This is a genomic window from Olegusella massiliensis (genome assembly GCF_900078545.1).
Taxonomy (GTDB): domain Bacteria; phylum Actinomycetota; class Coriobacteriia; order Coriobacteriales; family Atopobiaceae; genus Olegusella; species Olegusella massiliensis.
Map to the genome: position 1 here is coordinate 1,575,163 of NZ_FLLS01000002.1, position 23,991 is coordinate 1,599,153.

General features: G+C 48.3%; 24 protein-coding genes. 18 read left to right on the forward strand and 6 right to left on the reverse strand.

Going from position 1 to position 23,991, the window contains the following annotated elements:
• Window positions 1-2: 2 nt before the first annotated feature.
• The 5 genes from BN4314_RS07140 to BN4314_RS07160 all read left to right on the forward strand — a co-directional run bounded on the left by BN4314_RS07140 (window position 3) and on the right by BN4314_RS07160 (window position 6,040).
• Entirely contained in the window at window positions 3-833 is an 831-nt protein-coding gene (locus BN4314_RS07140; protein WP_021735325.1) for a putative ABC transporter permease, read from the forward strand.
• 40 nt (window positions 834-873) lie between these two features.
• Window positions 874-1,674 (forward strand): PLP-dependent aminotransferase family protein, encoded by an 801-nt coding sequence (locus BN4314_RS07145; RefSeq protein WP_068540539.1) that lies wholly within the window; start codon window positions 874-876, stop codon window positions 1,672-1,674.
• Window positions 1,675-1,900: 226 nt separating this feature from the next.
• Window positions 1,901-4,525, forward strand: a complete 2,625-nt coding sequence (adhE, locus tag BN4314_RS07150) for a bifunctional acetaldehyde-CoA/alcohol dehydrogenase (RefSeq protein WP_068540541.1) — start codon at window positions 1,901-1,903, stop codon at window positions 4,523-4,525.
• A 36-nt stretch (window positions 4,526-4,561) separates the two neighbouring features.
• Window positions 4,562-5,362, forward strand: a complete 801-nt coding sequence (locus BN4314_RS07155; protein ID WP_021735490.1) for an aminoglycoside phosphotransferase family protein — start codon at window positions 4,562-4,564, stop codon at window positions 5,360-5,362.
• A gap of 21 nt (window positions 5,363-5,383) precedes the next feature.
• On the forward strand, window positions 5,384-6,040 hold the full coding sequence (locus BN4314_RS07160; protein WP_068540543.1) for a hypothetical protein: 657 nt from the start codon (window positions 5,384-5,386) through the stop codon (window positions 6,038-6,040).
• Between the two features lie 121 nt (window positions 6,041-6,161).
• Here BN4314_RS07160 and BN4314_RS07165 read toward each other — a convergent pair whose 3' ends face one another.
• From BN4314_RS07165 to BN4314_RS07180, 4 genes are read right to left on the reverse strand one after another with little or no spacing between them, the layout of a single operon-like run.
• Window positions 6,162-6,653, reverse strand: coding sequence for a dihydrofolate reductase (locus BN4314_RS07165; protein ID WP_021735344.1), 492 nt, complete (start codon window positions 6,651-6,653; stop codon window positions 6,162-6,164).
• A gap of 8 nt (window positions 6,654-6,661) precedes the next feature.
• A complete protein-coding gene (gene thyA / locus BN4314_RS07170; RefSeq protein ID WP_068540545.1) occupies window positions 6,662-7,510 on the reverse strand; it encodes a thymidylate synthase in 849 nt (282 codons plus the stop codon).
• 4 nt (window positions 7,511-7,514) lie between these two features.
• The gene (locus BN4314_RS07175; protein ID WP_068540547.1) at window positions 7,515-7,955 is read right to left on the reverse strand and encodes a hypothetical protein; all 441 of its coding nucleotides are present in this window, start codon (window positions 7,953-7,955) and stop codon (window positions 7,515-7,517) included.
• A 10-nt stretch (window positions 7,956-7,965) separates the two neighbouring features.
• Window positions 7,966-8,979, reverse strand: a complete 1,014-nt coding sequence (locus BN4314_RS07180) for a diacylglycerol/lipid kinase family protein (protein WP_021735435.1) — start codon at window positions 8,977-8,979, stop codon at window positions 7,966-7,968.
• 158 nt (window positions 8,980-9,137) lie between these two features.
• On the opposite strand from BN4314_RS07180, the gene rnd reads away from it, so the two are divergent.
• The 6 genes from rnd to BN4314_RS07210 all read left to right on the forward strand — a co-directional run bounded on the left by rnd (window position 9,138) and on the right by BN4314_RS07210 (window position 14,328).
• A complete protein-coding gene (gene rnd, locus BN4314_RS07185; protein ID WP_021735514.1) occupies window positions 9,138-10,268 on the forward strand; it encodes a ribonuclease D in 1,131 nt (376 codons plus the stop codon).
• Between the two features lie 52 nt (window positions 10,269-10,320).
• A complete protein-coding gene (locus BN4314_RS07190; protein ID WP_021735472.1) occupies window positions 10,321-10,995 on the forward strand; it encodes a zinc metallopeptidase in 675 nt (224 codons plus the stop codon).
• Window position 10,996: 1 nt separating this feature from the next.
• Entirely contained in the window at window positions 10,997-12,418 is a 1,422-nt protein-coding gene (xseA, locus tag BN4314_RS07195; protein ID WP_021735340.1) for an exodeoxyribonuclease VII large subunit, read from the forward strand.
• A 2-nt stretch (window positions 12,419-12,420) separates the two neighbouring features.
• Complete coding sequence (gene xseB / locus BN4314_RS07200; RefSeq protein WP_068540549.1) at window positions 12,421-12,684, forward strand: exodeoxyribonuclease VII small subunit; 264 nt, start codon at window positions 12,421-12,423, stop codon at window positions 12,682-12,684.
• Window positions 12,685-12,720: 36 nt separating this feature from the next.
• Window positions 12,721-13,068 carry an HIT domain-containing protein gene (locus tag BN4314_RS07205; RefSeq protein WP_021735221.1) on the forward strand — a complete coding sequence of 116 codons (348 nt, stop codon included), beginning with the start codon at window positions 12,721-12,723 and terminating at the stop codon, window positions 13,066-13,068.
• 90 nt (window positions 13,069-13,158) lie between these two features.
• Complete coding sequence (locus BN4314_RS07210; protein ID WP_068540551.1) at window positions 13,159-14,328, forward strand: acetate/propionate family kinase; 1,170 nt, start codon at window positions 13,159-13,161, stop codon at window positions 14,326-14,328.
• Between the two features lie 54 nt (window positions 14,329-14,382).
• Here the strand turns inward: BN4314_RS07210 and BN4314_RS07215 are convergent, their stop codons facing one another.
• Entirely contained in the window at window positions 14,383-14,871 is a 489-nt protein-coding gene (locus BN4314_RS07215; protein WP_068540553.1) for a GNAT family N-acetyltransferase, read from the reverse strand.
• 215 nt (window positions 14,872-15,086) lie between these two features.
• Here BN4314_RS07215 and pckA point away from each other — a divergent pair, with 215 nt between their 5' ends.
• From pckA to BN4314_RS07230, 3 genes are all read left to right on the forward strand, one after another.
• A complete protein-coding gene (pckA, locus tag BN4314_RS07220) occupies window positions 15,087-16,724 on the forward strand; it encodes a phosphoenolpyruvate carboxykinase (ATP) (protein ID WP_021735225.1) in 1,638 nt (545 codons plus the stop codon).
• A gap of 137 nt (window positions 16,725-16,861) precedes the next feature.
• Window positions 16,862-17,884, forward strand: coding sequence for an ABC transporter substrate-binding protein (locus BN4314_RS07225; RefSeq protein WP_068540555.1), 1,023 nt, complete (start codon window positions 16,862-16,864; stop codon window positions 17,882-17,884).
• 61 nt (window positions 17,885-17,945) lie between these two features.
• Window positions 17,946-19,289 carry an ATP-binding cassette domain-containing protein gene (locus tag BN4314_RS07230; RefSeq protein WP_068540557.1) on the forward strand — a complete coding sequence of 448 codons (1,344 nt, stop codon included), beginning with the start codon at window positions 17,946-17,948 and terminating at the stop codon, window positions 19,287-19,289.
• A gap of 145 nt (window positions 19,290-19,434) precedes the next feature.
• Here the strand turns inward: BN4314_RS07230 and pta are convergent, their stop codons facing one another.
• Complete coding sequence (gene pta / locus BN4314_RS07235; RefSeq protein ID WP_068540559.1) at window positions 19,435-20,412, reverse strand: phosphate acetyltransferase; 978 nt, start codon at window positions 20,410-20,412, stop codon at window positions 19,435-19,437.
• Window positions 20,413-20,633: 221 nt separating this feature from the next.
• On the opposite strand from pta, the gene glf reads away from it, so the two are divergent.
• From glf to BN4314_RS07255, 4 genes are all read left to right on the forward strand, one after another.
• The gene (gene glf / locus BN4314_RS07240) at window positions 20,634-21,836 is read left to right on the forward strand and encodes a UDP-galactopyranose mutase (protein ID WP_068540561.1); all 1,203 of its coding nucleotides are present in this window, start codon (window positions 20,634-20,636) and stop codon (window positions 21,834-21,836) included.
• 53 nt (window positions 21,837-21,889) lie between these two features.
• Window positions 21,890-22,924, forward strand: coding sequence for a glycosyltransferase family 2 protein (locus BN4314_RS07245; RefSeq protein ID WP_021735250.1), 1,035 nt, complete (start codon window positions 21,890-21,892; stop codon window positions 22,922-22,924).
• Window positions 22,925-23,071: 147 nt separating this feature from the next.
• On the forward strand, window positions 23,072-23,257 hold the full coding sequence (locus BN4314_RS07250; RefSeq protein WP_021735336.1) for a ferredoxin: 186 nt from the start codon (window positions 23,072-23,074) through the stop codon (window positions 23,255-23,257).
• 106 nt (window positions 23,258-23,363) lie between these two features.
• Window positions 23,364-23,981 carry a Maf family protein gene (locus BN4314_RS07255; RefSeq protein WP_021735418.1) on the forward strand — a complete coding sequence of 206 codons (618 nt, stop codon included), beginning with the start codon at window positions 23,364-23,366 and terminating at the stop codon, window positions 23,979-23,981.
• Window positions 23,982-23,991 lie beyond the last annotated feature (10 nt).

Consider the following 23,991-nt stretch of genomic DNA (forward strand, 5'->3'; position numbering starts at 1 on the left):
TTATGCTCATTGCCAGAAGCTTTATCACTTTTCTCTTTTTTAGTTTTTGTGGCTGGCTGTGGGAAACTTTTTTTTGCACGGTCCATTCAGGAAGCTTCCAAAGCCGAGGCTTCCTGTTTGGACCGATTTGTCCCATTTATGGCGTTGGTGTTCTCAGCGCTCAGTTTACCTTTGCCGTTATTGAAAAATGGACAGGTACCTTACCTTTGCTACAGACTTTTGTTATCTGTGTAGTAGGAGGTATTGTTATTGAGTACGCTACCTCTTGGTACCTTGAGCAGCGCTTTAATGCACGTTGGTGGGACTACAGCCACATGCCTTTGAATATCCATGGACGTATCTGCCTGCCAGTTTCTTTGATATTTGGTGCGGCGGGTTCCTTTGCGCTGAGGATTGCACTTCCTTGGTTTGCCTCCGTTGAGTCATTGCTTAATCCTTTGGTGCTAGAAGTAATTTCTCTGGTTGCAGCAGCTATTTTTGGTGCGGATTTCGCGTTAACTGAGGCGGTATTGTCCGAGCTTCAGATGAAGGTCAAAGACCTAGACAACGAGCTAACACAACGTGGCGAGCGTATGTATCAGGTTGTTGCAGGAGCGCCATCTGAGTTAAAGGCCAAGGTGAGCGAAGTGGGTGCTGAGGCAAAAGCTGTCATGGAGGCCGGTGGTGATCAGTTAGTCACTCTTGCGAGCGATTCTAAACGTAGTGTGAGCAATCAGATGACAAAGGCTGTCCTTACGCTGACGTACTGGCAGCAAGACCAGTTACAGAGAATGCGCAGTGTGCAACCAAGCTCTTGGGTTGGCAAACTCAAAGACAGAATGTCCAAGAACTAAGGCTTGCAAAGATAATTACGTGCGGCGCTAAGGAATGACTATGAGTCAAACTGAGCTAGAAGAACTCATTTCTCGCTTATTAGGTAAAGCTTATACTCGCATTGTTGCAGGTAACGATGCAGAGACACTTGCGTGTCTGCAGAGTTGGGCAAGTTCCTGCGCTACGCTTAGCAGTGTGGATGTCTTGGGCAGCCTCCCTTTAAGCTGCTCTGATATTCGCAAAGAAGCACAGCGGACTCACCAGCAAGGGAAAGCCTTGTTGGTCAATACAAGTAACTGTAGTGCCTTTGCTTGCTCAGCAATTCGTCTAGGTGCTGATGTGTGTTTCGAGCGTTTGGAAGATACCTGCGGAAGCAGTGCAAAGGGAATAGTGGCGATATCGCTGCCTCGCAAGGGTTCTGCTTGGTCTGTTCGGATCCAGGAGCATATAGACCGCCTGCCTCGTGTAGATGTAGGCAAGCAGGACGCTTTGCTTTTGCGCTATCGTGCCTATGAGAAGCTATGGCATGAGTCGAGTGATGTTGCTTTTGCCGTAGCAGCATATTTGGTGGCACATCCTGTGGTAAAGCATGTCTATTACCCTGGACTTTTGCGCAATCAAAACGACTCAAGCCAGCGCGATCAACTGAATGCTTGTGCACCGTCTACTCTGCAGGGTGGTTTTGGCCCCTATATTGAGGTAGCGCTCGCGAAGAAGCTTTCTGCAAAAAATTCTGCGAGTACCAATGATTTGCTCTGTTACCGCGGTCCTTTGGATGGACGTGAAGTTTATCGTCTTGATTGTCGTCACATGAGTGTAGATTTTCTTATCGGCCACCTTGAAATTTTGCTTAACGCATAGTCAATGGTTGATTGCCCATAGACGCTTGAATTATCCGATCCATGCATGGACTTGCGCAGCTGAGTAGCTAAAGTATTTTTGAGCGCATAACTCGCTTTACTTGTATACAGAGTCCTGGTCAACCCATATTTTGATTAATTGAATACGCTTTTTGATGCAAAAATCTTGCTATGCCTAGTACCATAGAGGGTAGGGCAAACTCGCATCCGACATGGGAAGGGGAGCCATGGCAGACAAACAGGCCTATATCGTCGTGGATAGTGACGATGCGCTTGATGGAGCGCTTGCGCGAATGCGCGAGGCACAAGCCATCTTCGCGACATACACCCAAGAGCAAGTTGACAAGATTTTCTATGAAGCGGCAATGGCAGCTAACAAGGCTCGTATTCCGCTTGCTCAGATGGCTGTCGAGGAGACAGGCATGGGCATCATGGAAGACAAAGTTATCAAGAACCACTTTGCTTCCGAATACATTTACAACCAGTACAAAGATACCAAGACCTGTGGCGTTATCGAAGAAGATTCTGCGTTTGGTATGACCAAGATTGCAGAGCCTTTAGGTGTGGTAGCGGCAGTTATTCCTACTACCAACCCCACCTCTACAGCAATTTTCAAGTGCTTGCTCTGCCTTAAAACCCGCAATGCAATCATGATCTCTCCGCATCCTCGTGCAAAGAATTGCACGGCTGAAGCTGCTCGTATTATTGCTGAGGCAGCCGTTAGCGCAGGCGCACCTGCGGGTGTTGTTGGCTGGATTGCTTCTCCTTCGCTCGCTGCTACCAATGGCCTTATGCGCTCGGCAGATATCATTTTGGCTACGGGTGGCCCTGGCATGGTCAGCGCTGCATATAGCTCAGGTACCCCTGCGCTCGGTGTTGGTCCGGGCAACACACCTGCCATTATTGATTCTACGGCTGACATCAAACTTGCCGTGAGCTCCATCATCCATTCCAAGACTTTTGATAATGGCATGATCTGTGCTTCTGAGCAGTCTGTGACTGTTTTGGCTGACATCTATGATGAAGTTAAATCTGAGTTTGAGCATCGTGGCTGCGTCTTTTTGTATGGTGATGACCTTGAGAAGGTCAAAAAGACTGTCATCATCAATGGTGGTGTCAATGCCAAAATTGTTGGTCAGTCTGCCCATACTATTGCCCAAATGGCAGGTGTTGAGGTTCCCGAGGGCACCAAGATTCTTATCGGTGAGGTGAGTGATGTCTCTCCTGCAGAAGAGATGGCTCACGAGAAACTCTCTCCTGTGCTTGGCATGTACAAGGCTGAGACCTTTGAGGAAGCTCTTGCCAAAGCAGAGCGTCTGGTTGCTGATGGTGGCTATGGCCACACCGCTTCGCTGTACGTCAACGTAAATGAGCGTGAAAAGATTTCCGCTCATGCCGCTGCTATGAAGACCAGCCGTGTTCTCATCAATACTCCTTCTTCGCAAGGTGGTATTGGTGACATCTACAACTTTGCTCTAACCCCGTCGCTAACACTGGGTTGCGGCTCTTGGGGCGGCAACTCCTTCTCCGGCAACATTGACGTCCACCAGCTACTCAATACCAAGTCGGTGGCAGAGAGGCGTGAGAATATGCTGTGGGTACGTACTCCCGAGAAGGTCTATTTTAAGAAGGGCTGCATGCCTGTAGCTCTGCGTGAACTGGGTGCCGTCTATGGTAAGAAGCGCGCCTTCATCGTGACTGACCAATTCCTCTTTAAGTCTGGCTTTACCAAAAAAATTGAAGAGAGCCTGGACGCCCAAGGCATTGCTCACTCCAGCTTCTGGAATGTTGCCCCCGATCCCACGCTCCAGTCCGCAGAAGAAGGTCTGACTCAACTGCGTGCCTTCGAGCCCGATTGCATTATTGCTATCGGCGGCGGTTCTGCTATGGACTGCGGCAAGATCATGTGGTCAATGTATGAGAACCCCGAAGAGAAGTTTGCTGATATGGCCATGGACTTCATGGACATTCGCAAGCGTGTTTATGACTTCCCCAAGATGGGCAAGAAAGCCTTCTTTGTCGCGATTCCTACTAGCTCAGGTACTGGTTCTGAGGTAACGCCATTCTCTATCATTACCGATGCTACGACAGGTATTAAGTACCCCATCACCGACTACGAACTCATGCCCAATATGGCCATCGTAGACACCAACAACATGATGACTCAGCCCAAGGGCTTGACTTCCGCTTCAGGTGTCGACGTCTTAACTCACTGCCTTGAGGCCTATGTTTCGGTTATGTCGAGTGACTTTACCGACCCTTGGGCTCTGCGTGGCATGAAGAATGTCTTTGATTATCTGCCTCGTGCCTATGACAATCCCAACGATGTTGAGGCACGTGACCATATGGCTAATGCTTCTTGCTTGGGCGGTCTTGCCTTTGCAAACGCTTTCTTGGGCGTCAATCACTCCATGGCTCATAAGCTGGGTGCTTATCACCACATTCCTCATGGTTGGGCAAATGCAGTTTTGCTTCAGCGCGTTATGCGCTACAACTCCTCTGAGCGTCCTGTCAAGATGGGAACCTTCCCTCAGTATGATCATCCCAAGACCTTGGCTCGCTATGCTGAGTGTGGCCGTTACTGTGGGTGTGAGGGCAAGACGGATGAAGAGGTCTTTGAGAACTTCCTCAAAAAGATTGCTGAACTCTTTGATCATGTGGGAGTCAAACACACCATTGCTGAATATGGTGTTGATGAGAAATACTTCCTTGATACCCTCGATGAGATGAGTCTGAACGCCTTCAACGATCAGTGCACAGGCGCCAATCCTCGCTATCCGCTGGTCTCTGAGATCCGTGAGCTTTATCTCGACGCCTACTATGGTCGTCCCGCCAGCTCTTACGATGCATAAGCCAATCTGTACCGTTTCTTAAAAGAAGGGATGGACATGAAGCTCTCTGATAGTAAAACCGAACTTGCACGTCGTCTTAACAAGGTGGTTTACCAGGATGGTAACCGCGTGGTGAAGGTCTTTAATGACCAAAAACCCGCCTCTGATGTTTTTAATGAGGCACTCAATACTGCTCGTATCATGGGTACTGACATCAAGGTATCTGAGGTACTTGAGGTCTCGCGCATTGAGGGTGGCGAATGGAATGGCAGCTGGGCTATTGCTAACAGCTATATTCCTGGTCGTACTTTGCGCGAGATTGCCAATGAGGTTTCCTACCCCGACAAAAGCAATCCTGACCTCGATAAACTACAAGAGTTCACCGAAACAATGGTTGATCTGCAGATTGCTGTCCAAAACGTCAAGGCGCCCTTGCTTAATCGCCAAAAGGACAAGCTTGCTCGTATGGTCAACTCGGTTAAGGCGATAGATCCTTCGACCCGCTATGACCTTGAGCTGCGTGTTGATAGTTTGCACAACATCGGCGCAGTTTGCCATGGTGACTTTGTTCCTAGCAATATCATCGTTGCTGATGATGGAGAGCTCTACATCTGTGACTGGGCACACGTTACCGCTGGTGATCCTGTGGTAGATGCTGCCCAGACATATCTGCTTCTCAAGCTTCGCCATCCCATTTGGGCTGAGAGCTATCTTGAGCTCTACACGCGCAAGGCTGATGTTGCCAAGCAAAAGATCCACTATTGGGTACCTGTTGTTGCTGCAGCCGAGCTTGCTCGCGGTCGCAAGCGTGATGAGGAGTTTCTCATGGCGCAAGTCAATGCGGGTGACTTCCAGTAGGTCTTTATATGAGGAAAAAAGATGGAGCTACATTCAAAGATACAAAAAGTTTTTGGTCTAGCGTGTGCCTGTGTATTGGCCGTTGCCATTAGCTTGGGTATCACTGCTTGTGGCAATAATGACAAGCAGGTCATCCAGGAAGATCTTGAGGATGTCCTTGATACCTTCAAGAATCCTACGGTCAAGTCCATCAAAAAGGCGGTGGTCAAGGCGGGTGCCACCAAGGATGAAATTGAGTATCTGGATTCCTCCTTTGGGACAATTGCCCAAATCGGTATTGATCCCGATGATTTGTTCCACTACCTCTTTCTCGACTTTGATTACAAAATTGAGGATATTGAGGTGAATGGAGATACGGCTACCGCCAAGCTTTCAATAACTACCAAGGATTTTGAGGCTGCTACCAAGTCATTTCAAACCGAGCTGTCCAGCGATAGCATCAAAGATGAAATGACGAATTTGTATGCGCAGTCTGGCAGTGACACGACAGTGCTCTATAAGTTTATCTTTGAAAAGCTCTATGCTTGCCTTGAAAAGGCTGATAGTAAGGCCCAGGATATTACGGTTGATCTCAAGAAGAATTCCAAGGGCTCATGGTACTTTGAAGACAAAAGTATGAATGATTTCAATAATGCGCTTTTTGGTGGCATGAATGAAATGGGTACTGCATTGCAGTAGTAGTTAGTGTCATAACAACCGTAAAAAAGAGCCTCTCGAAAGGGAGGCTCTTTTGTATGAACAAGACCTTCATTGCTTTTATCTCATAAACTGAAGAGCTCATGATACAAAAGCAAGTGGTTTAGACGCGGGTATAGCGGGCGAATGAGAAGGGAATGCCTTCGGAAGTACTACCGCCCTCTTCGATTTCGCTCAGCTGCCAGCTAGGATCCTCATCAAGATTGGGGAAGAAAGCATCGGCAGGGCGCAGACAATCATTTTTGGTTACCACAACTTCGCTGCAGTAGGGAAGTAGCTGACGGTAAACGGAGCTGCCACCAATAACCCATACCTTATTGGGCTGCTCGCTACTCACCAGCTCTAACGCTTCTTCTACAGAAGCAGCGCGTTCTACACCCTCGCGATAAAAATCGCTTTGACGGGTAAGCACAATATTGCGACGCTCTTTGAGTGCACGACCGCCAGGAAAACTATCGAGAGTACTGCGTCCCATAAGCACGGTACCACCCTTGGTGCAGCGTACAAAATGACGCATATCCTCTCGATTATTCACAAGGAGCTGTCCTTTATTTCCAATGCCCCAGTCAGAACATACCGCAACAATTGCTCGCATATTGCTCCTTATACTGCAATCGGAATATTTTTAACCTGCGGACCATGTTGATAGTTCTCAACTATAAGGTCCTTGGTGGTAAAGTCATAGAAGTTGTGTATTTCAGGATTAAGGCTTACCCGTGGTGCTGCATATTGAGGTCTGCTTATCAACTCCTCAATAACAGGCACATGGCGATCATAAATATGTGCATCAGCAATCATGTGTACAAGCTCGCCTGCATTCATTTGAGAAACTTGGGCCACCATCATGAGCAACAAGGCATACTGACATACGTTCCAGTTATTTGCCGCCAATACGTCTTGACTGCGTTGCACAAGCAACATATTTAGGGTAGGTCTCGACTCGTTTGGCTCCTGCGTTACATTGTAGATAGCGTTAAAGGCACAGGGATACAGGTTCATCTCTGGTAAATCAGCAAACTGATAAAGATTAGTCATAATGCGACGCGAGTACGGTTCATTTTTGAGTTGCCATAGCACACGATCCATCTGATCCATTGCGCCTTCGGGATAGTGTGTTTTTTGGGCTACTTGGTATCCATATGCTTTGCCGATAGAACCACTCTCATCTGCCCATTCATCCCAAATATGAGGTTTTAGGTCTTTGATATTGTTGGATTTACGTTGGTAAATCCACAGGACTTCATCCATACAACTCTTAAGACCAGTGCGGCGTAGTGTGAGCGCAGGAAATTCTTCGCTTAGGTTATAACGGTTGCATACGCCAAACTGTTTGATGGTATAAGCAGAACTACCGTCTTCCCAATGAGGGCGCACGCGCTGTCCTTGGGTGGTAGTGCCGTGGTCAATTATATTGCGACACATGTCAACAAAAATCTGGTCTGCTTTGCTCAAAATATTACCCTTTCAAGAGGTCTCCAACGAGAGAACTATCTTGAGACTGACCTGAATAGAGGCCATTTGATTCATCCTCAAGAGATTCGCCACCATGACTATTATTTGAAAACATATAGGGATCGCCTGAGGAAAGCAGCTCATCGCCAACCGCTTCAGCTAGTGCGCCAAGACCGCTAAAGCTCGCGCCAATCAGTAAGAAGAGCAGCAACACCGCAATGCCTGCAATGACATAAGCCTTATTTCCAGCTGTACCGTTATCAGGTGCTGTGGTACCAGAGATGGATTCAATGACTGCAGGAACGGCAGGCATGATTGATTGGTTGACAAACATATTTTCGTCGTGTTTTGCTTCTGTTTTGTCTTGCTTTGACTCTACTTGCTTTGGTTCTTCTTGCTCTTCTTGTAAGTCTTCTTGCAAGGAGTTGTTAGGATGAGTGGTCATTAAAACCTCCTTAGGGTCGGTGAAGCAAGCTGGCATGCAGAGGTACAGGATACGAAGGTGCTATCGCTTCACCAAAGCGAGGATTATCTTCGTTGTGAGTATCGTTATGGTCATGATAGCTGCTCAAGCCGTCAACGATAACGCGGTTTGCTTGTGGCAACACACGCGCCTCATAACTCATGACTTTGCCATCAAAAGTTTCTCCGTCATATTGGAGTGGGGCGGGTTTTGTGAGCTCGACACAAATATGTTTGCCGCGGAAAATTTCAATAGCAGGACGGCCAAGATTACGCCCCTCTTTGTCTACGAGACTGGCCACAATCGGACGTAGCAAACCAACGGGACTAGACTGCTCAAGCACAATAACCTCTAGCAAACCGTCATCCATACGCCCATCGGGGACAATACGAACGTCACCTTGTAGGGTTGAGTTGTTGGCAATAAGACAAGAAATACCCTCGCGTTCAAAGGTCTTACCATCTACGGTAATTTTGAAATGATGAAGCTCAGGGCGCACATTGGCAAGAGCTGCGGCAAAGTAAGCTGCTTCACCAAAAGTTGATTTGCCCTCAACTGCTGCCTGCATAATCTGAGCGTCATAGCCTGTGCCCATCATGATGGAAAAACCACGCGTATGAGCAACGCCTTGCTCATCAACAAAGGTCAGCTCACCTAAATCGGTTTGCGCTGTGCGGCCAATGCGGCAGGCGCGTGCGAGTGCGGACGGCTCTGCAGCAGTATTTAGATTGACACAAAAGAGGTTTGCGGTACCAGAGGGGAAGACACAGGTGATAACCTCGCGATTACGTAGTGCATACAACAAGGAGGTAGTTGTACCATCGCCACCTGAGACAACCACAAAGTCAAATTCCTCGGCATCAACAACAGCCTCATCAGCGCGTTGGTTGTCCGCGAGGAGGCGCAATACGCACTCGTCACCGCCGCTCAGCAGTGCTCGTTCAAACTCATATATGGCTGAAGAGCCAAAACCAGAGCGTGAATTATGCACAATCAAGCACCGCATTAAATCCTCCACTAACTGCCTTGTCTCGGGCGCACCTACCTACCTTCGTTAGCTATCATGGTAGATGGCCAAAAGATGGGAAGGTGTGACCGCGTGAACGAGCATCACAAGTCATAAACATACCCTATCTATAGGAGAATCAGTACCGGGGAGATTGCGTGTACATAACAAGCAAAGATGAGCTTGAAAGCTTTTGCGAGCATGCGCGTTGTGCCAAGATGCTTGCGGTAGATACAGAATTTTTACGAGAGAAAAGCTACTACCCCAAGCTTTGCTTGGTGCAGCTTGGCACAGTTGAGGAAATTGCCCTGATAGATCCCTTGGCAATTTCTGACCTGTCACCCTTGGCAGACATCATGATTGATGCACAAATTGTTAAAGTTTTTCATGCGTGCAGCCAAGATCTTGAGGTGCTTTTTGATGTGTTAGATGTGGTGCCTCAACCAGTTTTTGACACACAATTTGCAGCAGCATTTTTAGGTATGCGTCAGCAGATTAGTTATGGTGACTTGGTTAACGAGGCGTGTCGCGTGCGTTTACCCAAAGCACAATCTTTAAGTGATTGGTCACATCGACCTTTGACTGCCGAGCAGTTGGAATATGCTGCTGATGATGTGCGCTACCTCCCTCGTATCTATGAAAAGATAATGGATGAGTTGTTGGCAAAAGATCGTCTTGGGTGGGTTTTGCCCGAGATGCAGCAGCTCATCGATAAAATTACGCTCACACGTGATCCGCGTGAGGCATACATACATCTCAAGCATTCTGCTTCACTCACGCGTCGACAGCTTGCTATTGCGCGTGAGGCTTGTGCGTGGCGAGAAGAAATGGCAGCCCAGCGTGATGTTCCGCGTCGATGGGTGGTATCTGATGAGGTGCTTGTTGAGTGTTCCCGTCACCTTCCACGTGATATCAATGCTATAAAACGCATTCGAGGGGCAGCGAAGATCTCCACCTCAGATGCGGAAGCTTTGCTTGCAGCGCTGCGTAGGGGGGCGAAATCGGACGGTTCTGATTTGCCTCGTCGAGCTCATAAGGAGCATCCATCCAAAGAATCTGAGGGTGTCATCGATTTGATGAATGCGATGGTGCGTATTAGCTCGGCGGAGTGTGGCATCGCACCTCAGCTTTTAGCAACCCGTGATGACTTGCACGATTTGCTCGCAGGCAAGTGCGATTGTGCACTTTTGCAGGGCTGGCGCAAGCAAATCATAGGTAATCGCCTTGAAAAGCTTTTGTCTGGTGAGCTAGGTCTGACTGTTAAAGACGGTCGTATCGAGTTGCTGTAAGTGTGCCGGTCTTCTTGGGTACAACAAAATTAGACGATTAAAGGGGGTTTGGATGTATTACGGTGACGGAGCCTATATTCTGTTGCTTATTGCGACCGCTGTTTTGGGAATGGGTACACAGGCTTATATCAAAAGTACGTATAAAAAATGGTCTGAAATTGATGGGTCTGATTCAGGAACGGGTGCCGAAGTAGCACGTCGCATGCTTGATTCTATGGGTGCGCATGATGTTGGCATCGTTCGTACGCCGGGTCATCTTTCGGATTTTTATGACCCTCGTGACAACAAGCTGCATCTGTCTGATGAAAATTTTGATGGTGGTTCGGTTGCTTCAGTTGCTGTTGCTTGTCATGAAGCAGGACATGCGGTGCAAAACGCCAATGGTTATGTTCCCATGAAGATTCGCACCGCAATTGTACCTGTGGTCAATTTCACACAACAAGCTTGGGTTTTTCTTTTTATGTTTGGTCTTATTACGGGCATGTTTGGTCTTGCCAAGATAGCCGTTCTGCTTTTTGCCTTCTCAGTTGTATTTCAGCTGGTAACCCTACCCGTTGAGATTAATGCTTCAAGGCGTGCCATTGCGTATCTGGGACAGAGCGGTTCTGCTGTTGATGAGCGCGGTGCTCGCAAAGTGCTCACTGCGGCAGCGCTTACCTATGTAGCCGCCGCATTAATCTCAATCCTACAATTTTTGTATTATGCAAGTCGCGTAAGGGAGCGTTAAGGTGGGCTGGAATTGGGAACGCGGAGAAGAACCCATAGTTGTGCCTGAGCAATCTGCTGCAGAAGAAAAATCTAGCTATTCAGTTGCCGAAGCGGTGAGTCTTGCGAAGCTAAAAATATCCGAGATTCCTCGCCTGACTGTTTTGGGCGAGGTGACGGGTTTTCATGGTCCTAATGCCCGCAGCGGCCATTGTTATTTTCAGCTCAAAGACGAATCTTCCGCAATGGATGTCACTATGTGGCGAGGAAGCTTTCAGAGGCTCTCCTTTGATTTGCGAGATGGTCTGCAGGTAGAGGCTACGGGTAGTTTTCAGGTCTATGACAAGAAAGGCAGTCTTTCCTTCAATATCAGCTCGATGAAGCTGGCTGGTGAAGGTGCTTTGCGCCAGCAGGTAGCCGAGCTTGCCCGCAAACTCCAGCATGAGGGACTAATGGATTCTGCTCGCAAACGTAAAATTCCTCTGTTTTGCGAACGGGTTTGTGTTGTGACTTCGCTTTCTGGTGCAGTTATCGATGACGTAAAGCGCACGCTTGCCCGTCGCAATCCCTTGGTGACAATTCAGGCTGCGGGCTGTACTGTGCAAGGTCCAGGTGCTGCTTCAACTATTATTGCTGCCTTAGAGCTTGCGGCAGCAGCACATCCCGATGCGATTTTATTGGTGCGCGGCGGCGGTTCTTTCGAAGATCTGATGACCTTCAACGATGAAGCGCTCGCGCGTGCGGTAGCTGCCTGCCCCGTGCCTGTAATCACGGGTATTGGCCATGAGCCAGATACCTCTATTTGCGACATGGTTTCTGATCGCCGCTGTTCTACCCCCACTGCTGCCGCAGAGTCTGTTGCGCCTGCAATGAATGAGTTGGAAACCGCTCTTAATGGCAGACAGATTCGTCTTGGACAATCTCTGCTCAGCATGCTGACAAAGAGTAAGCAGTATATTTTGATGCTGGGTGACTCTTCCAAGCTTTTGATTGAACGTGAACTGAGCAAAAAAGCGCAAGAAATTGAGGCTCTTGCTGCTCATCGCTGTCTGCAAGATCCCCTTGCTATTGTTCGCGAACCCATGGAGAGTCTTGAGCTGAGTGCCGAGCGCTTGCATGACGCAATGCCACGCATGATGCTTGCGCTGCAGGCCAAAACAAATGATCACAAGACTCGCCTTGATGGGATAGGACAGCGCCTTTTGCGCCCTTATCAGCGGCAACTCACCCATGCGGCAGCAACACTTGATGCGCTTTCACCCTTGCGGGTGTTAGGACGTGGCTACTCGCTTGTACAGACGAGCGAGGGACACGTGGTAACTGATGCAGCCCAACTCAAGCAGAGCGATCTTGTCACCTTGCGCTTGCGCAAAGGTTCTGCTCACGCTCAAGTTATCAGCGTAGATAATGAGTCGAATTTTGCTTCCAATACGAAAGGAAAGTAGCCATGGCAGAAGACAAAAAAATAGAAGAATTGAGCTTCAAAGAAGCCTCCATTGAGCTTGAACAAATTGTCCGCGCGCTTGAGGCAGGCGATTTGGAATTAGAAGATGCTTTGGCTCGCTATAGCCGTGGCGTTGAACTGCTTGCCGATTTAAGGAAGCGTCTTGCTCATGCTGAGCAACGTGTAGAGGTATTGCTTGCTTCTGACCAGACGACTACTACCGACACTACAGCTGCTCCTGCGACTGCTTTTTTGAATGAAGACTAACGCAGCGTATATATTTTGTGAGGAAAGGGGAGTGCTGTGGACGACTGCATTTTTTGTAAAATTGCCAATCATGAAATTGAGGGCAGCTATGTATATGAGGATGATTTGGTCTGTGCCTTTAACGACCTTAATCCTCAGGCGCCCGTACATGTATTAATTGTTCCCAAGGCTCACTATGACAATCTCATTGACCATGTGCCTGCCGAGCTTGTCGTGGCACTTAATCATGCCATAGAAGAGGTTGCGCGTATTACGGGTGTGGACAAGACGGGCTTTAGAGTGCTTGCCAATACAGGCGCTGCTGCGGGACAGACAGTGATGCACTTACATCTGCATCTTCTGGGTGGCAGGTCACTAGGCGAAGGATTGCTTCCTGAGGAATAAGGGTTTGCAAAGAAGCTTTTGTCGTTGCCAAGAGCTTCTTTGCATTGGCGTATGATAAGTGCGGCTTATCTGCACCGCGAGAGGAGATTCATGAACGTCCTGGTCATTAATGCTGGTAGCTCATCTTTGAAATATCAGCTGCTCGATGTTGATACCCGCAAGGTTTATGCAAAGGGTAACTGCGAGCGTATTGGTATTGACGGCTCTTTTATTGGTCATGAGGAGATGGGTGGCGACAAGCAAAAGCTCGTTGTTGAACTTCCCGATCATAAGACCGCTATGAAGTATGTCAATGAAATTTTGAGCAAGCTCGGCAAGTCCGTAGATGGCATCGGCCATCGTGTTGTTCAGGGTGGCTGGTATTTCCCCGAATCCAAAGTTGTTACCGATGAGACGTTGGGATGGGTCCGTGAGGTTGCTCCTTTAGCGCCGCTTCATAACTATGCTGAAGCAGATGTTATCGAGATGTGCCGCGACCTCTATCCCGGTGTTGGTAATGTTATCGTTGCAGATTCTGCTTTCCACTATTCCATCCCTGAGCGCGCTCACCGCTATGCTCTGCCTCGTGATGTGGTTGATAAGCTGCATATCCGCAAGTATGGTGCCCATGGTACTAGCCATCGTTTTATTTGGCGTACCGTTGATGAGTTCACCAATCATACTGCTCACAAGCTGGTAAGTTGTCACTTGGGTTCCGGCGCTTCCCTTTGCGCTATTGAAGATGGCAAGGATATGGATACCACAATGGGTCTGACGCCACTTGATGGCCTCATTATGGGCACCCGTTGTGGCACCGTTGACCCTGCTACAGTTTTTTATCTACAGCGTGTGGGTGGTTACAGCATTGATGAGATTGACAATATGATGAACAAGCAGTCTGGTCTGCTTGCTGTTTCTGGCGTGTCTTCTGACTCCCGCGATATCGAAGATGCTGCCGCCAAGGGCGACAAGAATTGTCAGATGGCGCTTGACATGTTCTCTTATCGTACAGCCCAACTTTTCTGCGAGATGGCAGAAGCTATGCACGGTGTTGACACCATGGCCTTCTCTGCGGGTATTGGCGAAAATTCATCTGCCATGCGTGCGGGTGTCTGCCATGAGCTTGAGTGGTTGGGTGTAAAGATAGACGAGGAAAAGAACAACGTCCGTTCTGGTGAAGTCCGTGACATTTCTGCTGCTGACTCCAAGATTCGTGTTCTCATCGTTCCCACCGATGAAGAGTATATGATTGCGCTCGATGTTAAAGAATTGCTTGGTTAAGCAGTTTTAACACGTAATGATTGATAGCCGGAAGCTTTTCGCTCCCGGCTATTTTTATGCTTGCGTGAGTTCAAACGCAAACCGTGCATCGCCAGTTTCGAGATAAATGACACCACACTTTCTAAAACCTCTACTTTTAAGAAGTCGCTGCATGGGGTAGTTGTCACGGTGCGTGTCAACGCGGATTATCTGTGCGTGCGCGCAAGCCCAGTCAAGCAGAAAACTTCCAATTCCTGTGCCTTGGCGGAGCGCCGCTATGCGATGTATTACGTGGTAAGGCCCTTCGTCCAGCCAAGCGCCCTCAATGTAGTGGTAACTTGGGTCAGGTCCTTCCTCAAAATCCATATAACCGCAGACCTCTTGTGCAGCATCAAGACATACAAAAGCAGATCCATGAGCAAGGTCGCGTTTAACTTCGATTTCTCCTGGATACTCTCCTGGCCATTGATGGGGATTCCCATGGCTACACATGTAGTTGCGCGCTGCATCAAAAACACGAATAATCGCGGGTATATCACTTATTTGAGCAGGTCGTATTTGCATGGTGAACGCTCCTCTCAAAAATATTTTGCCCAAAGGTTCTGTCTTTTTTGATCGATTAGCTGTGCTCAACTGTCGCCAATGTGTAAATAATGATTCTAAATGGATTTGCTTCGTAAACTTTGCCCGTAAAATATTTTTCTGCACGTTGGTATCCATTGAATGTCTGTCTATCCTCGTTTGAGGAGAGGTCAAGCAGGCCGTATTGAGGAGGCATCATGCCAGCAATGACTACGTCCAGTGTCGCTACACAGCTCATGTCCGTTGGTGTCGACGTTGCGCACCCGCAGCTCCTCATTGACCCATCTCCTTCGCTGCTTGTTGAACGCGCAATCGAAGCACATGAGGGCGTCTTAACCAGTACGGGTGCCTTGTGTGTAGAAACAGGTAAGTACACGGGACGCTCACCGAAGGATCGTTTTATTGTTGATACCCCCAATGTGCATGACAAAATTGCTTGGGGTAAGGTCAACATGCCTTTTTCTGATGAGGCATATCAAAAGGTAAAGGCAGCGGTTTGTGAGTATCTTAGCTCTCGTGATGTGCTTTTTGCTGAGCGTTGTCTTGCGGGTGCTATGCGTATTTACTCGCGTAAATTCCTTGTAATATGCGAAATGGCAAGTCAGGCGCTTTTTGCGCATCAGTTGCTTATTCGTCCTGCAGAAGAGCGTTTGAGCTCTTATGGTTTTGCTGATTTTGTAGTACTTTGTGCTCCAAAATTCAAGCTTGATCCTGAAAAGTATGGCACGCATTCCGAGGCATGTGTCCTGATTAATTTTGAAGAGCACATTATTATCGTCGCAGGTACTGCTTATTCTGGAGAGATAAAGAAAGCAGTCTTTTCTACGATGAACTACCTCATGCCAGTAGAAGAAGGCGTTTTGCCCATGCATGCTTCTTGTAATGTTGATCCGCATGACCATACGACGGCGATTTTCTTTGGCCTGTCTGGGACAGGAAAGACCACCCTTTCCGCAGACCCACGTCGTTCGCTTGTTGGTGATGATGAGCATGGCTGGTCTGATCAGGGTGTCTTTAACTTTGAGGGCGGCTGTTATGCAAAAGCTATTCGCATTTCTCCCGAGACTGAACCTGAAATTTATAATGCGATTACCTTTGGTGCAGTTGTTGAAAATGTCATTCTTGATCCTGTAACACGCATTCCTGATTACTATGACGATACGCTCACCGAAAATACCCGCGTTGCTTATCCTATAGAACACATTCCCAATGCAGTTGCAGGCGGCTTTGGTGGAATGCCAAACGTTGTTATTTTCCTTACAGCCGATGCTTTTGGAGTGCTCCCTCCGATTTCTCGTCTGACTATCGAGGGTGCAATGTATCAATTTGTTTCGGGCTTTACGAGCAAAGTTGCAGGTACTGAGCGTGGCATTGTTGAGCCTACCCCTACATTCTCGACACTTTTTGGTGAACCTTTTATGCCGCTTGATCCTCTCATCTATGCACGTATGTTTGGCGAGCGTATGAAGGAGATGGGCACCCGCGTTTATCTTATTAACACTGGCTGGACCGGCGGTCCCTATGGTACCGGTGAGCGCATTAGTCTTACCTATACACGCCAGATGGTGACAGCGGCTTTATCTGGTGTGCTCGAGAGGCAGCGTGGCCTCAAACAGCGTTGGCGCCATGATGAGCGCTTTAACCTTGATATACCTACCTCTGTACCTGGTGTGCCCGATCGTATCTTGGATCCGCGTCGAACATGGTCTGATCCTGAAGCGTATGACAAGCAGGCTGACAAGTTGGCAGCTATGTTTGTCAACAATCAGTGCGAACGCTTCCCTGGTATGGATGCCGAAGTTATCGCAGCGGGTCCTCATCGTATTGAATCCTAACGTCGCGTGATTTTCGACACAAAAAGTCAAAACTCTGAGCTCCTGTAGGTTCAACTGCAGGAGCTCATTTGATAGTGCGCTACCATGGTTTGTGTATAAGCGTCACCTAAGTACCCACGTGTTTTGAAAGGATTGCCATGCACACGTTTTCACGTAGGGATTTTATTGCTATCGCAGGAGGAATAAGCGCCGGAGCAGTACTTTCTGCTTGTTCCAATCAAGGAAAAACGCCTGATGGAAGTGTCGAAACAACATCCGAATCAGCTGAGCTGGCTGTACGCATCGCTACACTCAAAGGTCCGACTTCCATGGGCTTAGCAAAGCTGGAAAAAGATGTGCAGGATGGCAAATCCGAGCATTCTTACGAGTTCAAAATGTATACCAATCCGGCTGATGAAGTATTACCCCTGCTGGTAAAAGGCGATGTTGATATTGCTTGTCTTCCGGCAAATGTTGCTGCTATTGCCTACAACAAAACCAAAGGCGGTGTGCGCGTTATTGATATCAACACCTTGGGTGTCCTTTATATAGTGAGCGCAGATGATAAGATTTTGCAGTTAAAAGATCTTGCTGGTCGCACACTTTATGTACCCAATCAAGGTACAACTCCTGACTATGTTACGCAGTTTTTGCTCGCAAGCGCCGGTGTGTCCGATCAGGTGACTATCCAGTATGTAAGCGAGCCAACCGAGATTATTGCCTCACTTGCCAAAGATTCGACTGCCGCCGGTGTTCTTCCTGAACCTTTTGTGACTGCTGCGCTGACAAAAAATGAATCGCTTCATCGAGTGCTGGATCTGAGAAAAGAGTGGGGATCTGCAGTAGATGATGATAGTGAACTCGTTACTGGTGTGACCGTGGTACGCAGTGAGTTTTTTACGCAGCACCGCAAGCTTGTGGAGCAGTTCTTGTCTGACCATGAAGACTCGGTACATGAAGTAAATGCTGATCCGAAGACCTATGGTCAAGTTATTGTTGACTTGGGCATTGTTGATGCTGCGCCCATTGCTACCAAGGCTATTCCTCATTGCAACCTTGTGTACCTGAGTGGCAATCAAATGCGCGAGTCTCTTGAGGGCTATTTCAAGGTGCTGTTTGAGGCAAATCCCAAGTCGGTAGGTGGTCAGCTGCCACAAGATGATTTCTACCTCGTTGACTAGCGGCGCTGTGAAAAAGCAGGTCAGACATATAGGGCGTAATTCAAGACTACTGCAGATAGTAGTGGCCGTTGTGGTCTGGCTGTGTATTTGGCAGCTTGTAGCGTTTGCGGTAGGAATGGATTTGCTTCTTGCAGGACCACTTCAAACTTTTCAGGCGCTACTACAGCTTTTTGTGAGTGGTGAGGTAGTTACTACGGTACTTTGGTCGTTTTTACGTATCGCGTGCGGCTTTGTACTGGCGTATGCCACAGCGCTTTTGTTGGCCTATAGCGCATGGCGCCACACCACACTTGAGATGTTCTTGCATCCAGCATTGCTTGCTATCAAAAGTACGCCTGTGGTCTGCATTGTGGTCATGTTGCTCATTTGGTTTGGCGCGCCTTGGGTGAGCCTATGCTGTGTTCTGCTTGTCGTGCTGCCCGCGACATATTTTGCAGCCCTCGAGGGTTTTCGTGCACTTGATAGTCAACGTTTACGGATGCTCAAACTCTATCGAGTTGATTCGTTACATCAGTTTGGGGCATATATTTGGCCTGCCCTCCAATCGTATTTACATGCTTCTGCAAAAATGACTGTGGGTATGAGTTGGAAGGCAGGAGTTGCAGCAGAGCTCATAGGCAGTCCCGCGGGGAGTATAGGCGAACGTATTTATCAGGCAAAAATAGTGCTTGAGACAGCTGATGTGTTTGCTTGGACCATAGTTATTGTGTTGCTTGCCTATATCTGTGAGCAGGTGTTTTTATATTTCCTTTTACACTCAGCTGATATTTGTTCTGCTTGGGCTATAAGGACAGCCGCGAAAAAGCAACAAGCCGCTCCTATCTCAAAAAAGCTCGTTATTACATCACTAAGCTGTTCACGCGGAAAAAAGCAGCTTTTTGAGGGCTTTACACAGAGTTTTGCAGCGGGTTCCAAGACTTGTCTTATGGCTGCTACAGGTACGGGCAAGACTACGCTCTTGCATATTATTGCAGGAATAGAGTGTGCTGATAGGGGAGAGCTTGAGCATGAGGGGTATGTTTCTCTTGCCTATCAGAAAACCTGTTTGCTCGAACAACTTAGCGCTTTGGATAACCTTGTGCTTGCTACGGGTCTGCCTTTTGCCGCAATAGAAAAGCTGCTATGCGAGATCCTTCCTCTAGAGCTGCTTTCTCAGCCTGTATGCCAGCTTTCAGGCGGTGAACGTCGCTGTGTTGAGCTGGTGCGTGCACTTGCCGCACCAAGTACCCTTGTTTTGCTGGATGAACCCTTCGCATCGCTGGATGAAGAAACTCATCGTCGGAGCGCTGAGTTTATTTTGCGACATTTGGCTGGGCGCACTCTTATTGTTGCGACGCACGATGTTGGCGATGCGACTCTGCTGGGGGCCTCTATTCTTTTACTCGATATTGATAGTGATGCCTGAGGGTATAAGAGAAGCTTCTCTTCTTGCCCACATAAGAAAGAACCCATCAGCGGGCTATACAATGCCCAAACCGATGGGTTCAGTCAAAAGGAGGCTTTTGATACAGCCTCCTTAGTGTGTAACACACAGCAAACTAGATGTGAACTTATGCCATTTGCTGAGCTTGGACGGCGGTAATGGCGACAACACCAACGATGTCCTCAGCACTGCAGCCACGGGACAGGTCATTGACAGGCTTAGCAATGCCCTGCAGGATGGGACCGTAGGCCTCGGCCTTGCCCAGACGTTGCACTAGCTTATAGCCAATATTGCCCGATTGCAGGTCGGGGAAGATAAGGACGTTCGCATTGCCTGCGACGGTTGAGTCAGGAGCTTTGATGTCTGCTACAGACTGTACCAATGCTGCGTCAAGCTGGAGTTCACCATCGGCTGCAAGTTCAGGAGCCTTTTCGTTGACAAGCTTAATAGCCTCTCGCACCTTGTCAGCAGAATCGCCCTTGGCAGAGCCCTTGGTAGAGTAGGAAAGCAGTGCAACCTTAGCCTCACCGCTCATAAATGCTTTCCAGCTGGCGGCAGAAGCGATAGCAATCTCAGACAGTTGGTCGGCATCAGGGTCAATGTTGAGACCAATATCAGAGAAGATGAAATTGCCATCTTGTCCGTATTCGCAATTAGGCACACATACAACCATAAAACCCGAGACCAATTTGGTGCCAGGAGCAGTCTTTAGGATTTGGAGAGCAGGACGCAGGGTGTTAGCGGTGGAATGACAAGCACCAGAAACCAGGCCGTCAGCATCACCCATTTTGACCATCATGGTGCCAAAATAGGTAGCATCTTTGACCTGTTCACGTGCTTGCTCGAGGGTAACACCCTTCTTTGCGCGGAGTTCAGCAAACTTCTGTGCGTAAGCCTCTGCACGCTCATCAGAGACAGGATCTACAACAACAGCACCAGGAACATCAATTTCTGCAGGATTGCCGAGAATGACCAGATTTGCTAAGTCTTCAGCAACAATCCGTTTTGCTGCCTCAATGGTACGAGGATCTTCACCTTCTGGCAGCACAATGGTTTTTTTATCAGCTGCAGCAGCTGCTTTCATGCGTGCGAGGAAGTCACTCATGCATTTCTCCTTCTTTTTTTGTGAGAAAATTTCTCAGCTTACAGGACATCGCTTGGTCATTTGATGCCTTTCTAGGTCATTATAGAGGCCTTGGCGCCATGCGTGGTAAACTCTCGAATAATGTTGAATCAGACAGTTTGGCACAGCTGTGCCATATATAGTGATTTCTTAGGAAAAATCACTAGAGAAGCGCGGGGAAGTTGCCTGCGCAGGAGGATGACATGAGCATACAGATGGGCCTACCCGCCAGCTTTAATGGCAGTACGTATGATGCAATTATTGTCGGTGCAGGGTATGCGGGTGCCGTGTGTGCACGCCGACTTGCTGAGCAGTCTGGCTTTAAGGTGGCCGTACTAGAGCGCCGTCCGCACATTGCAGGTAATGCCTACGATCGTTTTGACGAGGCTGGCGTACTTATTCATGAGTACGGTCCCCACATTTTTCACACCAACGATGAACGAGGGTTTGATTTCCTGTCGCGCTTTACCGACTGGACCGATTATCAGCACAAGGTACTTGCCAATATTCATGGCACTCTCATGCCTGTGCCCTTCAATCACAAGTCTTTAAAGCTTGCCTTTGGCGAGGAAAAAGGCGAACACCTCTACCAAAAGCTTGTGGCCGCCTTTGGCGAAAACAAAAAAGTCCCCATTATGCAACTTCGAGAGGCAAATGACCCCGAACTGTCGGAGGTTGCAGATTATGTTTACGAGAACGTCTTTTTGTACTACACGATGAAGCAATGGGGCAAAACTCCTGATGAGATTGACCCTGCTATTACTGGTCGTGTCCCTGTTTTTGTGGGTGACGATGATCGTTACTTCCCGACTGCCACCTATCAAGGTGAGCCTGTTGACGGCTATACTGCCCTTTTTGAGCGTATGCTCGACCACGATCTCATTGAGGTATATCTCAACGTCGATGCGCGCGATATACTCTCTGTGTCCGAGACGCGCGTGCAAATTTGCGGCGTTCCTTATGGTGGAGAAGTTATCTATACAGGCCCGCTTGATGAGCTTTTCAATATGGATTTAGGCCCTCTTCCGTATCGTTCTCTCGATATGCGTTTTGAGACCCTCGATATCGATCAGTTCCAGCCCGTCGGTACCGTTAACTACACTACAAGCGAAGATTTTACGCGCATTACTGAGTTTAAAAATCTTACGGGTCAGGTGCTACCTGGCAAGACAACCATCATGCGCGAATATCCCATGCCTTATGAGCCAGGTGGCAATCAGACACCTTACTACGCTATTCTTGAGGAGCAAAACATCGAGCTCTACAAGGCTTATCGCGCAAGAGTTGAGGGCCTGCTTAACTTCCACGTGGTGGGTCGCCTAGCAGAGTATCGTTATTATGATATGGATGGTGTTGTGAGCTCTGCTTTAGCACTTTCGGACGAGATTATTAAAGCAAATCACTAAGGTAAGAAGATCCTCAAATAGGATTTTTGATGAGCGAGAATAGGTTTTATTGCATGCAAAAGACCATCAGTTTTGGCATTCCGTGTTACAACTCCTCCGAGTACATGGATCACTGTATCAGTTCAATCCTCGAAGGCTCTGGATATGCCGATGACGTTGAGGTCATCGTTGTCGATGACGGTTCGACCAAAGATGATACCTTCTCCAAGGCTCAGGATTGGGAGCGCCGTTATCCCAATCTTGTAAAAGCTGTTCACCAAGAAAATGGTGGCCATGGCATTGCCGTTCTTAAGGGTTTGAGCAACGCAACGGGCGTGTACTACAAGGTCGTTGACTCTGATGACTGGCTGGATGGCGATGCCTTGCAGGCTCTGCTTACCAAGCTTCGTCATTTTATTAAGTTTGATACTCGCGTAGACCTTGTTATTAGCAATTATGTCTATGAGCACGTTGAGGATGGCAAGCAGATTGTTATCGACTACCATCGCGCGGTGCCCCGTGGCAAGATTTTTACGTGGGACAAAATTGGCCACTTTAATATATCCCAGAATCTGTTGATGCACTCTTTGTGCTATCGCACCGATATTCTGCGTGATGGTGGCGTACCTATGCCCGCTCACACCTTTTATGTGGACAACATCTATGCTTATGTACCCTTGCCTCGCTGCAAGACGCTTTATTACCTTGATGTTGACCTTTATCGCTACTTCATTGGCCGTGACGACCAATCCGTTAGTGAGAAAGTCATGATTGGCAGAATCAATCAGCAGCTGCGTATTACTCGCATCATGATGTACGCCTATCACCTCTATGACGATGTTGAGCCAGCAGAGTTGCGTAGTTATATGCTGGGATATTTCCAACTCATGATGGGTGTCAGCTCGATTTTCTCTAAGCTTTCTGAAGAGCCTGATGCTCAAAAGAATCTCGATGACTTGTGGGAAGAGCTACGCCAATATGACCATCGTATGTATGTGCGTTGTCGCCACGGTCTCATTGGCCAATCAATGAACCTGCCCGGTGATATGGGTAAAAAAGTTTCTGTTGGACTCTATCGCGCAGCGCAAAAACTGGTGAAATTTAATTAAACTATAGCGTAGCTTTCAACTTGCTGGTAGTATCTCGGCAAGTCATGTGAGTACGCACAAAGGACCTCTAGCCTTATGCGTACAAACGTGTAAAAATGTAGCAACGCTTGGATAAGGGGTCCAAGCGCGGAAGTGAGAGGATTTATCATGAAGGCATCTGTTAGCGAGGAGTGCATCGGCTGCGGCATGTGCGAGGGTACTTGCCCCGACGTATTTGAAATTGGCGACGACGGTCTTGCTCATGTCATCGTTGACGAGGTCTCTGCTGACGTCGAGGATGACGCAAAGCAGGCTGCTGAGGATTGCCCCGTTGAGGCCATCACTGTCGAGTAGTGATTGTTAGCTCAACCTGCAATCTCAGATTGACCAGCGAGGCCGGCTCCTGTGGGGGTCGGCCTTTGTTGTAGAGCGTGGGCGTAGGTAGAGAAGGGTATATATCGTGATACTTGCTTCAGCGTCACCCCGTCGAGCAGAACTGCTGCAGGCAGAGGGGTTCCAATTTGAGACGCATCCCGCCTGGACAGATGAAACACGTGCTCCAGGAGAAGACCCTGTCTCATACGTACGTCGCCTCGCCAGAGCAAAAGCTTGGGTTGTACACAATGACAACCCTCAACTTGCTCAAGGAGAAACTCTTATAGCTGCTGATACTATTGTCTGGACTGATGATGGCTTGGTATTGGGCAAGCCGAAAGACGCCGACGAGGCTCGTCACATGCTGTATGTACTATCTGGTCGCAAACACTTGGTGACCACAGGTGTTTGTATCTTGATTGATGGCAACCCCATGGCAGGATGTATCTCTGAGACCACCTTTGATGAGACAACTTCGGTGAGTTTTTTTGGGCTGAGTGATGAGGAAATAGAATGGTATATTTCCACAGGTGAACCCTTTGATAAGGCTGGCGCTTATGGTATTCAAGGTCGTGGTCGCAGGTTGGTGAGCGGAATCTGTGGCGATTTTTACAATGTCGTTGGCCTGCCAATAGCTCATCTTATACGCGAGCTTGATCGCATCCATGCAAATATTGATAACGTTTCTTCTTATTGGTTTTAGGAGGAAGTTT